Source organism: Flavobacterium sp. (assembly GCF_031409475.1).
Taxonomy (GTDB): Bacteria; Bacteroidota; Bacteroidia; order Flavobacteriales; family Flavobacteriaceae; genus Flavobacterium.
This window is the reverse complement of record NZ_JANNXH010000029.1, coordinates 1-14,172: the sequence shown is the minus strand read 5'-3', so window position 1 is coordinate 14,172 and position 14,172 is coordinate 1. Positions and strand designations below refer to the sequence as shown.

The 14,172-nt window shown below is 35.9% G+C and carries 5 protein-coding genes; 2 read left to right on the top strand and 3 right to left on the bottom strand.

Annotated elements, in window-relative coordinates:
• Window positions 1-106: 106 nt before the first annotated feature.
• The 3 genes from RMO53_RS05625 to RMO53_RS05615 form a co-directional block, all read right to left on the bottom strand.
• Entirely contained in the window at window positions 107-5,824 is a 5,718-nt protein-coding gene (locus RMO53_RS05625; RefSeq protein ID WP_310378822.1) for a glycosyl hydrolase, read from the bottom strand.
• Window positions 5,825-5,997: 173 nt separating this feature from the next.
• Window positions 5,998-8,352, bottom strand: a complete 2,355-nt coding sequence (locus RMO53_RS05620) for a glycosyl hydrolase (protein ID WP_310378821.1) — start codon at window positions 8,350-8,352, stop codon at window positions 5,998-6,000.
• 245 nt (window positions 8,353-8,597) lie between these two features.
• Window positions 8,598-10,109: a family 16 glycosylhydrolase gene (locus RMO53_RS05615; RefSeq protein ID WP_310378820.1), complete on the bottom strand. Its 1,512-nt coding sequence runs from the start codon at window positions 10,107-10,109 to the stop codon at window positions 8,598-8,600.
• A 718-nt stretch (window positions 10,110-10,827) separates the two neighbouring features.
• Between RMO53_RS05615 and RMO53_RS05610 the strand changes: the two genes are divergently transcribed.
• Both RMO53_RS05610 and RMO53_RS05605 read left to right on the top strand, forming a co-directional pair.
• Window positions 10,828-13,494, top strand: coding sequence for a T9SS type A sorting domain-containing protein (locus tag RMO53_RS05610; RefSeq protein WP_310378819.1), 2,667 nt, complete (start codon window positions 10,828-10,830; stop codon window positions 13,492-13,494).
• Window positions 13,495-13,653: 159 nt separating this feature from the next.
• The coding region (locus tag RMO53_RS05605; RefSeq protein WP_310378818.1) for a hypothetical protein at window positions 13,654-14,172 on the top strand (519 nt) is incomplete at its 3' end.

The following is a 14,172-nucleotide window of genomic DNA, read 5'->3' as shown; positions in this document are numbered from 1 at the left end:
AACGGGTTTAATTAATTATATTTTAAAAACATAAAACGGTCTTAATACAGGCCTATTTTTTTAATTTCATTAATAATTGAGCTTTCTATTGATTACAATCAACGGGTTAATTCACTACTTTTTTAGTAACCACATTTTTATCTTCGCCTGTAATTTTAACAATCAGAACTTGATGAGTAGCTTTCAAATCCTTGATTACCGCAGTATTCGCTTTCAGGTTCTTTTGCTCTGCTATTAGCCTTCCTTGAAGGTCATACACTTTGATGTTGCTTATGGGAACTACTCCTGAGTTAACATAAAACGTTGCGTTGTTTTTATATATTCTTACGCTGTTTTCATTAAATTCGGAATCAATCACTTTTAATGTTTTTTGGTATTTTAATGTAAATCTAGCATTATCTACTCCTGCTGCGGCAGTAAAGGTGTATGCCGAAGCTTTCAAATCTGTTTCAGTTCCAGTTTTGCTGTCAACTAAATAAACATCTTGACCCATAGAAAAAGTACCTTCGAAGTTGTCTAAGGCAATAGTATACTCTCCAGCTAAATCCGTTTTGAAGTTTAAGACAACCACATCAGCAGGGTCGAATGAGGGACGACCCTGAATGGTATATTCTTCGTTGTTGATATTCGAGGTCAACGCAATAGGGCTGTCATTGATATATTTTCCATCAAAATCATCTACACCTGTAGTGGCACTAGGCACGTAACCTATCAAGGCTTGACTAAAAACGCCTGAAGTATTGGTCAAGTTCAACCAGACGCGGTCTTTCGTTTCTTGTTTGGTTTTGAAAAACTGTGTGCTTGTATTTCCTAAACGCATAGTATTATTAAAGGTTAAGGTCTGATTATAGGTCAAAAGAGCTGGATTAGTTCCAGGTTTTGCTCTCACGAAAAACCCTTGACCTACTTGAATAGTTCCATTGGGTACTGCGCTACCAGCACCTGAAGCCGTTCCACCTATACCATTAATCCAAGTAGCATATGCTGAACCTAGTGCACCATTCGTTTTTCTCCAGAAATACAAGGTACTTTCAATTTTTGTAGTATTCTCAACAATAAACGCACTCGCATTTAGGGTTGATGGATACGGATTTCCAATCATATTGTAACCATAATTAAGAGGAGCTTCATTTTTATAGGTCACTACTCTTGTAATAGTTCCGTTGTTAGGTACTCCTGTGAAAGTTCCATTCCATACTGTTGGAGAGGTAGGATGCGTATTTGGCATACGAATTAAATTGCCGGCAGCCAATCCAAACACTGTAGTCGATGGACTTGCCACGGCATTATATAAGTTGGAAGTTTGATTATAGTTGTAAAACCGATTTAATGAAGTCGCTGGAGAGAAAGCCAATAAATTTTGATTTTCAACTGGTGAAGACCAAATCGTGTAATCCAAACGACTTAAAGCACTGCTGTTTCTATTGATACTAACATTTCCCGTGTTTGGATAAAATTCTTCTCCTTGAATTAGGTTGGAGTTGTTCGCCACGCTCATTGTTCCATCATTGTCAATTACTCCTTTAACGGTTAAATTTGGTGCGGTTACAGTTAGCGCGGCTCCAGTTGCAATAGTCAAAGAGTTAATGGTTGTAGTAGCCGAAATTGTAGGTTGAAATGTCGCTCCTCCAGCAATTAAAACATTAGTAAATTGATCAGGTACTATTCCCGTAGACCAGTTTGTTGCAGTTGTCCAAGCTGTACTTGTTCCTCCAGTCCAAGTAGGATTATTTTTCAAACCATAAACTTCTAGTTCAAACATTCTTAAAAAGGTAGCATTGTAATGTCGAGTAACAAATAACCTTACTTTTGTAGTAGAAACTGGCGTAATTGTCCTGTATGTAATTAATGCGGTTGAATTGTTTATGACTGTTAAGGCACTAACCCAATCACCAGCTCCTGAATTTAATGTGCTATCCCAAATCTCAAATCTAAAGTCCCTAACTGCATTAGAGCCTTCAAAAATACGGAAACTATCAATGGTAAAACTACCTTGTAAATTTACTTCAATCCAAGCGGGTAATGGTCTGGTTGCGAATTCTACTTGCCATTGTGATGTGCTTGAGGTTGTATCTCCATCTACTGCATCAGAGGCTACATTTGACAAATAGACTGAACTCGCAGTTGCGGGTTTATTTAAAGCCACGTTGGGATTATTAGATAAATCCAGGCTATTGTTCGCATTTACTGTTGCTTCTGGAATTGAAGGACTAGAATTTACAGGTGTTGTGTTATTAATGTTTTTGTAAATTGTGCCCACTAGCGTTGGTATAGTATTTGAAGGCATATTAGTCGCATCGTTCCAGCCTGTAAAGTGGGTATTAGTATTAAAAGGAAACCAGCAATACCTTTCGATATACTCTAAGCTTTCTAAGTAAGGCAAAGCCAATTCAAGGAAACCGGCATTTATAGCTTGTGAACGGGCAGGATTAGCGTTAAATTCTGTTATCCAAATCGGTAAACCATACAAATTGTGAACGTTGGTAAGATAGGTTTTAAATCGGTTAAAAACTTGAAGAGCAGTAGGGTTGGTATTGACTGCAGGATTATTTCCCCAATCGTACCAGTGTACAGCTATTACATCAACTCTTATATCTTGAACAGTTGCTTTATCATGAAATTCTTTAAGCCATCCAAAAGGGGCTTCTTCTCTTCCCCCTGGAGACACAATTCGCATTCCTGTTTTCATCAAGTTTTTATGTAACCCTACTGCAACATCAGTTTGACATAAATTACCGTACTGACCAGATTGTCCGCCACAATCATCAGGTTCGTTAAAGGACATTACATAAGGACTGTTATATTTCCCAATGAATAATGCTACATCCGCCGGGTCATTTGCACTAGTATGACCCCAAGCCATTGGCGCAAATTCCCAATCAAGAGTAGAAGACTGATTAGGATTCCATTGATAGCGCCAGGATACGTCAAGGTTAGAATCAACTGGTGCATTGAAGCCTTTTTTAGTAACCCAATTCCAAGGCATTACCCTGATAAATGAAATTGAATTTTGTAATGTTTGCGGCAGTACGTTAATCACTAAATCTTGTTCTGAGGCGATATAGTTTTTACTTTTTCCAGTACCATCATCTTCAATAGCAATAGTGACCATAAATCCTTTTTTCAGTATAAAAGATTCTATTCTATTGTTCATATTGTTTGCGATTGCACTATTACTATGTACAGAGTTTACCGTAATTGCAGCCGAACTCCCACCCAAATTTGCACTGTCATAAACAGTCAATGGTGCTGTTGCAGCTAGATTTGCCCTGATTACGCAGCCGTTGAGGTAATAATGATCCAGTCGTAGATTCGTTGCATAAACTGCAGCACTACTATTTACTTTTATTTGTCCCAAATTACCAGCAGATACAGCACTAGCGGTATAATTAGGTGTTTTTATCCATCCAATTCCAGATGTGAAGTTGATTTGTACATTATTTAGAAAAGGTGTAGCACTGCTTAATGTTACATAAGCAGCTTCATTTATTGTTACAGTTCCTCCTGATAATGAAGTAGCGGTAAGGTTTGCGGAACCAACAGCAAGGCTTCCACTACCAAATTGAATTACTCCACTTGTAATAGTAGTCGCAGCACTATTGATTTGCAAGTGCAAATTTATATTTTCACTTGGATTGATTGTATTTGCAGCTGGGACAATATTAGTTACTGAGTCTCTCCAGTTTGCCTCATTAAAAAAGTCATTATTGGCCGTACCTGTCCAAACTGTTGGTATTACAATGACAGTATATACTAAATTAACTGATGTCGGTGATGCATAGGATATTGTCCATCCTGATGTTAGACCGGTTATACTCGCAAAAGTACCTGTTATAGTACCTGTTCCAGATGTAGTAACGATAGGGATTACTGTACTGCTGATAGGAGTGTATAAAGAGGTAATATCTAATGTTGCAGCTGATATATCAAATCCTCCATTTGTTGCGGAATTGGTAATTTGATCAAAATCAACTCCTGCGGCAGTACTACCAGATATTTGAAGTGTTAATTTTCCGGATAATGTTACTTCAGGGAAAGTTGCATCTAGAAAAGCAGCAGTTCTTGAAAAATGAGCAATTCCATTACCAGTGGAACCACCTGGCGAGATAGTTCCAGTTGATGTGTCTGAAACGTATGAAATAACACTTAAATTTGAACCTGTTCCTCTACCAGTATTAATAACACCGCTGTTTGGATTACTAACAGTAGCACTACCAAATGTTATCGCATTTGCTAGTGTTCCCACTGCGGTATATGCAATTGTTTCATCTCCTGTCCCACTAACAAGAGTAAGACTTCCTGTTGCTAGAACAGTGCTTATTGCATTTGTTAACGACGCTAGTAAACGTGTCCCTGTACCAGAAATTTTGTTAGCACTAATAGTATAAACATTTAAGTTATCATCAGTGTAGGTTGCACCAGCAGTAGCTGCAACAATTGCAAGCACACTAAAATTAGCAGGAGAATTCGTAAAATTAATAGTGCCACTAGTATTATTAATAAGTCCTCTACTAGGTGTTATAGGACCGTTTGAATTTAAAACGTTGTTGTTGACAATTGCAACTCGTTGATATGCACTATTTACTGTACTCGAAAGGTTGAAAACACCATTGTTTGTGAATTTTGATTCAGCTCCCTGACCAGCTGCAGTTCCCCATATAGCAAAACCGGTTGAAAGTGCATTAGAAGAGTTTTTTAAGGAAAGAGTACCATTATTAACAACGTCAACCAAACTACCTGTTGGATTACCTACGCCAGCGGATGGATCAGTGATAGCAAAGGCTGCATAACTTACCCCAGAAGCAGTAGGACTAGAAGCGATGATATCAACGTTTAAAACACCATCGTTTATGATTCTTATTTTTCTATCGTCTCCAGCCGCTGCTGAATTTGTATTGAATGCTAATCCGTTTCTTAGTGTTTCGCCAAGTATGTTGATAGTTCCTTTATTTGTGAACTGTGTAGGAGTAGCCGTAGAATTTCCACCTAGAATACCATTAGTAACATTCGTATTTGAACTATTCAATGTAAGGGTCGTTCCTGCGTTTACCGTAACAGTAGATTGACTTCCCAGCGATAATAATCCACCATTTACACCACCAATCGTAAAACCAGTTCCTCCAATAATTAATGGAGAATCTAGTGTTCCTCCTGTGGCTCTAATAGCATAGGAAGCCGTTAAAACAGGAGGAATGGCTGCATTAGGAGTAGAAGACAGATTAATTGTTGTAGTTGCCGCATTAAAAAGCATTTGATAAGTAGTATTTGCATTAAGAGAAGTAACAGCCACTGCAGAACTGTTAGCAGTAAAAGAAGCGCTAACATTAATGCTCAAAGTGCCACTTCCTGAATATCCATAAGTAGTTGGTGTACTTATTGTAGGAGGATTAGTAGGAGTTGCACAAGTAATTCCTATGCTAGCAGCGGTACTGGTACTAGTGACACTTAATGTTCCGTTATTGACAATGTTCCCGCCGTTTAAGGTAATAACCGCCGCCGTACTGCTACTTAATGCAAGAATAGCTTCAGGATTGATTGACAAGGTAGAGCCTGACAAAGAGCCGGTGGCGTTTGTAATAGTCACTCTAGCTAATGTATAGCTTATAGGTGTAATACCATCACCAATGCTAGGAGTTCCACCGTTGCTAATCGTAGCAGTATCTCCGGAATTTGTTCCAGGAACACCATTGGGTGTCCAATTGGTAGCTGTTGCCCAGCTACCAGTAGTTCCATTCCAAACATAGTTGGTTTGCCCCATTACCGTATTGGACAAAAGCCCAATCAACAAAAATAAAAAAGTTCCAAAGTGTACAATTTTGTTCATTATTATGAATATTTAATTTAATAAAATCCTAACTGGATTTAGTTAATTTCGATTTTTTCGTTTATCTATTAATTGGTTTAAAAACTTTTTTCGATAGAAAATCGTATCCAAAACAGAAATTAGAGTTAAAAACTAAATTCTTTTAATGAGTTCACAGCCTCATTCTATTATTGTTATTTTTTTATGAATTTTACACTGTAACTCTTGTTGATTCTTAAAAAATAGATACCTGGCGCTAAATCATTTACTAGTAATTGACCATTTTCAAAAGGAGTATTTATTTGGGCTCCTAAAATCGAATATACTTCAACGGTTTGCACTTCTTGATTGCCATTAATATTTAGTATTCCGTTTGAAACTGGATTTGGATATACTTTAAAGCCTTGTTTTTCATATTGTTTCACATCAAGTGTTTGTATAGCCTTTCCATATACTTCTAATTCAAACATTCTCATGTAACCAGTGCTATTGTGTGCCGTTATGTATAATCTCACTTTTGTTGTTGTTACAGGCGAAATTGACTTGAAGGTTGTTAATGGTGAAGCAGGATTTCCGGTTACAGTCAAAGCACTTGCCCAACCACCAGCACCAGAGTTTAATGTTGCATCCCAAACTTCAAAACGAAAGTCTTTCAAAGCCTTTGAGAATTCAATAATTCTAAAACTGTCAACAGTATAACTCCCTTGTAAATCAATTTCAATCCAAGCAGGTAAAGGAGTATAATTAACATCACCAGACACTCCAAAGTTTACAAACCACTGCGAAGAGGCAGTAGTTATATCGCCATCAACTGCATTCGAGGGTAAATAGGATGGAGAATAAGAGGAATTTGCCGTGGCAGGTTTATTTAGGGCAATATTAGGATAGGTTAGTAAATTTAAATTGTTATTTGCATCTACAGTAGCTTCGGGAATGGATGGTGTTGAAGCTACAGGTGTAGTATTATTTATGTTTTTATAGATAGTTCCAACTTGACTCAAAGTAGTCGCAGCTGCATCAAGTGTTGTATAGAAATGTGTACCTGTGTTATAAGGAAACCAACAATATCTTTCGATATACTCTAAGCTTTCTAAATAAGGCATAGCCAAGGCTAAAAATCCTGCATTTATAGCTTGTGATCGTGCTGGGTTTGCATTAAATTCGGTTATCCATATTGGCAAACCATACTTATTGTGCACATTAGTAAGATAGGCTTTAAACCGATTAAAAACTTGCAGCGCAGTTGGATTAGGGTTTGCAACAGGATTGCTTCCCCAATCATACCAGTGAACCGCAATGACATCTATCCTAATATCTTGAGCTTTTGCTTTGTTGTAAAATTCTTCTAACCAACCAAAAGGAGCTTCTTCTCTTCCGCCAGGAGATACAATTCGCATTCCGGTTTTCATAAAGCTTTTATGTAGTTTTACAGCTTCATCAATAACACATAATTTCGGAGAGCCAACAAATCCATACTGTCCTGATTGCGCATCGCAATCATCGGGCTCGTTAAATGACATAATATAAGGGCTACCGTATTTCGCAACAAACCCAGCAATAGCTCCGTCAGTGGTGGTTCCGTGACCCCAAGACATAGGGGCAAATTCCCAATTTACACTACTTGATTCAGTATGATTCCATTGGTAACGCCAAGAAGTGTTTAAATCGATGCCTGTATTATTTCTTCCTTTTTTGGTAACCCAGTTCCAAGGTAAAACACGAATGAATGAAATAGAGTTTTGTAATAGTTTAGGGAAAACGTTGATTACTAAATCACTCTCAGAAGCAATGTAATTTTTACTACTTCCAGTTCCATTTGCTTCGTCAGCAAATGTGGCCATAAACCCTTTTTTTAGTATAAAAGATTCTATTTTGTTATTCATAGTACTAGTAATTGCATCACCGCTATGAATGGTGTTTACAGTAATTAGCCCAGAGTTTCCTTGCAAGTTTCCGCTGTCATAAACGGTCAGTGGTGATGTGGTCGCTTCATTAGATCGAATCACACATCCTTTGAGGTAATAATTATCTAAACGTAAATTTGAAGTATAAGAAGAAGCAATTCCATTTACTTTTATTTGCCCTAAATTACTAAGCGAAATAATTCTAGCTGAGGTATTTAAGGTTTTTACCCATCCAATACCAGAAGTAAAATTGATTTGTACTTTTGGTGTTGTTGTTTTAAATGGTGTAGCGTCACTCAACTCTATATATCCGCCTTGATTGACTGTTAAAGTTCCACCAGCGCCAGATAATGATTGACCTGAAAGGGTTGCTGTAGTAACATCAAGAGTTCCTGTTCCCAAATTAATTTCTCCGTTTGCTGTGATTGTAGTAGCAACAGTATTGATTTTTAAAGGTAAATTAATAGCTGTAGCTGGATCAATTGCACCGCTGGTAGGTACTGCATTTGTAACTGAATTTTTCCAATTCCCTTCATCAAAAAAATCATTGTTTGATGCACTTCCTGTCCAAACTATATCTTGTGCATTAGCAAATTGTCCGAGTAACAAAAATAATAGTGTTCCAAAGTATGCGGTTTTATTCATGATAATGTAGTTTATTTTTTAACGGATTTTGAGTTGTGATTATAGCAACCAAACTTTGGAGTCAAAGTTAAAAAATGTTACAAGAGAGTAGAAGGGACAAATATGTCAATTATAAGGTGTATTAAGTCGCAATTCTTTAATTAAAATTGATTGATTCTAGTAATCAATGATTTAAATAGCGTTTGTTATGATTGGGAGTTGTTTTATTTTCTTTGATGAGTTTATTAATACTCTAGTTTTGCGCATTACTCTTTTATGATTTTAATGGGCTTTAAATTTTCAATCTTGATAAAATATATTCCTTTTTCTACCAAGCTTAAATCAACTTCTGATCCAATGCCACTAAGTATTACTTTGCCTGAAGTATCATATAATTTATATTTTGGTTTACTATTTAGGCAGTCAATTGTCAAGATTTTTTTTACTGGATTTGGATATACTTTAATTTTAACTTCATTTTCAATTTGGTTTACAGCTAAATTTGATTTCAGTTGATACACTTTTACATAGTCAATTAAATATTGTGTAGGGAAAGCTAAGTTGGTGACACTTCCGCCATTGGAACCCAAAGCAAGATTTAACAATAAATAGTGTTTCTTTTTGAATGGATTCTCGCCAGAACAATTGGCTGTTCCGTTGACTACGGTGTTTAAATTCACTTCATTTAATAATACATTATCAAGATAAATACTCATTTTGTTTTCGTCCCAATCTAATGACCAAATATGAAATTTAGACAGCCAGTCTGGGTCATTGTTTACAAAATTTGTGATTACATTTTGTTTAACAGTATCCCATTTTGCACTCCATCTTGTATTAGTTCCCCAAGCAAAATTGGCTAAAATTGCACCGCCATAATTTTCCATAATATCCACTTCTCCATTTGAAGGCCATTCGCAAGTGTTGCCTAATGTCCAAATGGCAGGCCAAGTCCCAGTTTGATTTGTTATTTTGGCTCGTATTTCAAACCTACCGTATAACCAAGACTGTTTTCCTGCGGTCTTTATACTCGAAGAAGTATAATTTATAAATTGGCGTGACAATTTCCAATTTGTTGAACCTGAAACGTAATTTGGATTGAGTCTTGTATTGATGGCATTTTCTTTTCTCCCTTCTATTTTTAAATAACCATCTTGTTGAAAAGCGTTATTAGATTGATACCATTGTTCTTCCTCGTTTCGAACAAAACCATTTTCAAAACTCCAATCAAGCGCATTAATTATTCCGTTTTGATTAAATTCATCTGACCAAACTAGTTGATAAGGCGTTTCCGAAGTTAAAATCAATGACAAGTCGTCAATATGCATTGTATTACTACCACCAGAAGGATTATAGCCATATATAATGGCTGTTGTGCTGGCTGGACCAGTTGTGAATTTAAGCGATAATTGTACATAGTTAACGGAAGATGTTTGCACGGTTAATTCATTTCCTCCATGCGACCTTACTCCAAGTATCACAGCTGCGCTGTTACTTGATTTTAGCCATCCTGTAAGCAAATATGTTGTATTAGGCGAAAGTTCACTTATGGTTTGGTTTACACCACTATTATCAATAGCTGCAACGGCATAACTACCCGATTTTGTAGGATTTAAAACTTTGGTCGCGCCACCCCAAACATCCCAAGCAATAGTTCCGTTTTCAAAATCAGAATCGACAATAAGATTCGTTTGAGGGTAAAAATATATTGAAAAAAAAAGTACAATGATTAAGGTTAATGAATGCTGAAATCTATTTTGAACGTAATTTATTTTCATTTTTTTTCTAATTAAATTTTGCCTATTCGTGTAGTTGTGCGTTTATTGAAAATTTTATTTCTTATTTAAACGCCATAAAATAATGCGTTAAAAATACTATTCTAAAGGTCCTCAAAGTTCAAAAAATAAATAAATATACATTAGGGTGATTGGGTCAATTGTTAGGCATATTAAGTCTTTTTGAATACACAGTTTAAAGAGTATATAGTAAGAATTCACTTTGTAAAAATATACTTTTTCATCAAATTTTTAGAATCAAAATTTCTTTTTAATTAAAATTATTTAGGAATTTTTTTATTGAGGTTTGCTTTTTTTTAATAAAAAAAATAAAAACAAACAGAGTCCAATATTTGTTTGCCTCGAGGCTTAAAGCCCTTAATCTCAAGGCTAAATATACGATTGATTGATTTACCCCTACTAATTGGTTGATTTGACAAGTATTGATTTGTGTTAAAGAATTATTTTTGAAGTTGTGAAATAAGTCAGAACTCAGTATAAAAAAGGGTTAATTTTTTTTCTGAATTTGCTGTTTTCAAAAAACAAATCATTTTAATTTATTTTTTTAAAAAGCTTTGTTTTAGGGTTGTTTTACAATCATTAGGAATTGATTTTTTTTTAAATTTTAATTCAAATGAATCATTAAAGCATAAATTTTTCAAACTTTTTTAAAACAAATTAAAACTATTTCGCATTTTAAATCCTAAAAATTTAATTCATTATGAAAAAAAATTACTCTAGCATCAAAAATTTAAAAAAAGGATGTATTGCCTTTTTATTGACCTTGTGTGGTCTTTTTGGCAATACTGCTTTTGCTCAAAAAAACATTGGCTGGACAGGCGCTGTTAACAATGATTGGACAAATGCAGGGAACTGGAATTATCCTGCGAATACCTCTGTAGCAACATTTGCTGGCAACGTGGCCAATATTACTTTAACTGCGGCTAACACAGACATTGCTGTTGGAGATAAAGTGGCTGGTTATGGGATTCCTTTTGGTGCCACCATTACTGCTATAGATGTAACTAGTAAAATAATTACGCTCAGCTCAAATACTATTGCTGGAGTGGGAACTCCAGGTACAAATGTTCAATTTACTTTTGCTGCTCCTAAAGTAGCTTTAAGCGGACCAACCATTGTTGATATTGCGTTGATTAGTAATGGCGGAAACCCTACTCTGTCTGCTGGTTCTTACTATATAGGTGGACTTACTATTAGCAATGAAACAGGTGCTATTACAGGTTCTACTTTAACAATCCCTGCTGATGTTGAAATCTTTATTGAAGCTGCTTCGAACGAGGCTGTTTTGATAAAAGGAGGAAATATTAATAACAACGGTTATTTAGATATCAAAAGTTTTCTAGGTAATGGGACGAATAGTGCAACTTTTGGGTCAAATAATACTGTTGCTGCTTACGGTATGACATTTAGTCTTCCGGCTGTAGTGCCTACTGCACCAACAGAATATACTTATTCAGGAATCGGGACTTTAAAAATTGATACATCTGCAGGAAACCAGTTCAGTGGCGGTATTATGCTTAACGGTGCTCATGCCAATGCGGGTAACGCTACGTATAAAATTCTTTTTAATGGAACAACTAACTTATTGCTTTCTGCTGTAAAATCAGCGACAAATACTGCAAATACTCATTTATTTAGAGCTGTAGGAATTGGCGCATTAGCTGCTTGTAAAGTAATACTTGGTGGTACAGGTTTTGATATTGGAGATTCGTTTTCAGGAGGTGTTAATGGATTGATTGCTGCTTCTGGAGGAGGAGTTGATGTTTCAATAGCTTCAGGAACAACTATTAATGTATTCAGTAATATCAATAATCCAATGCCAATACTATCGATGTATGCCTTTGGAGCAACATCTATTCCCAGTTTTATTACAAATAATGGGACTCTTAATATCAAAGGTCCAGTGGCAAGAAGCCCGTTATCTTTTAGTGCTCAAAACAATGCTATAGTTAATGTTGTAAATAATGGAATCTTTGACTTAGATGTAAATTCTAATGCGTCAGGTATTAGTATTTCAAATAATCAAGGAGCGACGCTACCTGCTGATGTTAATGTTACTAATACAGGTACTATGACATTAAAGACCTTGCCTAATGGAGGTAGTTGGGGTGCAGCAATTATTATGACAACTTTCGGTGGTGCTCCTAATTTGCACGTAAATAATAGCGGTACATTAAACCTTAAAGGGTCTAATTTCAATTTTGGAGCAAAAGTTTATAATCCTCTTAATGTGCTTACGCAGACAGGTACTTCTAGAATAACCAACTCTGGAACCTTAAATACAGATCAAGAACTTAGATCTTTTTATACCGTAAACACGAGTACAGGGAATATCAATTTTGCAAGTAACCCAGCAAACATTCTAAAAATAACCACTTTTACAATTCCTATTGCCGCAGCTGCTGCCGTTGGAACAACCTATACTGATTCTAACTTAAATGTATACACCGTAGTTTCTGCTAAAGTTGCTGCAACAGGTACTGCCCTTATAGCTACTGTTGCTGCTAATGCTATTACTCCTCCTGTAGTAGTAGCTTCAGTGGGACCACCAGTAGTAGCAGCATCAGCTCTTACAAAAACTGGAGCAGGTGCTGGTGATGCATCAATAATATTCACGGCGATTGTTACTAATAATAATAATGCCTTTTTCGCACCTACCTTAAACAGTGGTACTATTAATACTAACACTGGAATTACTGCTATGACTGGTGTTTCTGGAGTTACTACACCAGATGCTACTAGCGTTTTATCACCTGGTGGCGACACCGGAAAAGGAATTGCTGCTTTTGGTGAAGTAGCAGGGGATTTATTGACATTTCGTGGTACGTTAAAAATTCAGGCTTCTGCAAGTGCCACTGTCGGTGTAGATTTTGATCAAATGAAATTGACAGGTGCTCTTGACATCATAGACATTTCTGCTGCAACACTTGATTTAACAGGAATTTATATTCCAACCGTGTTGACTACAATAGATATCATTATAACGAATACTACGCTTCTTTCAGAAGGTGGTGTTATAGGCGAATTTGCTTCTGTAGTGGGTAAACCAAATGGTTGGACTGTAGTATATCCAGGTGGTTTAGGAGGAAAAGTACAATTGGCTTTTGATCCAAATCTTGCAACAACTCAATTCTCTAACTTTAAATTTAGAGTGTACCCAAATCCAACAAGCGATGAAGTAAATCTATCATCTGTTAAAAATATAAGTAAAGTAGAACTTTATAATCTTTTAGGTCAAAAAGTGCTAAGTGATGCTGTGAATGATACACAAAAAAGATTGAGTATATCTAATCTACAAAAAGGGGTTTATCTAATGGAAGTTACTATTGAGAATACTAAAGAAACTTTTAAAGTTATTAAACAATAGTTCAATTTTTCTTTAGGTTACATTAAAAGTTAAGGATGTTTTCGAGAATTTTAAATTAAAGTAGAAAACATCCTTAACTTAAATCAAATAAATGGCACAAACAGATTTAAAAAATTTCTTACTACTGCAAATAATACATTACTAAACTCTATTTATATTATGAAAAAAAATTATTTTATTAAAAAACCTAAAAGGCATTTGGTTTCCTTTATGATATTCTTTTGTGGTCTGTTTGCCAATTCGGTAATGGCGCAAGAAACATTTACTTGGAACGGGAGTACTTCTACCGCTTGGGCAGATGCAGCCAACTGGAATCAATCCGCACCTGGTGTAGGAGATGATTATCCAGGTCAAACATTTTTAGTAGACTTTGTTGTTGTAGACAATAATAGTACGCTTTTCGCTCCAACCTTTACAGGCACTAGTCAGATAGGTAAGCTTACGGTTAGTAATGCTTTTGGAACTGCTTCAGGAGCAACTTTGACAATTGCATCAGGAACACTTACTGTAAACAATGCTACGGTGAACGTAGTAACCCTTGCGGGAGGAAATATTGTTAACGAAGGAACACTTAATATTACGAGTACTTCTACAGGAGCATCTCAAGGTATTTTGTTAGCAAGCGCGACTCAAGTTCCGGGTGTGGCTACTGAGTTTGGCTATTCTGGTTTGGGTAAT

Bases quoted from the DNA above. Each gene is read 5' to 3' on its own strand.
- RMO53_RS05625 (WP_310378822.1), bottom strand. From the start codon at position 5,824: ATGAACAAAATTGTACACTTTGGAACTTTTTTATTTTTGTTGATTGGG.
- RMO53_RS05620 (WP_310378821.1), bottom strand. From the start codon at position 8,352: ATGAATAAAACCGCATACTTTGGAACACTATTATTTTTGTTACTCGGA.
- RMO53_RS05615 (WP_310378820.1), bottom strand. From the start codon at position 10,109: ATGAAAATAAATTACGTTCAAAATAGATTTCAGCATTCATTAACCTTA.
- RMO53_RS05610 (WP_310378819.1), top strand. From the start codon at position 10,828: ATGAAAAAAAATTACTCTAGCATCAAAAATTTAAAAAAAGGATGTATT.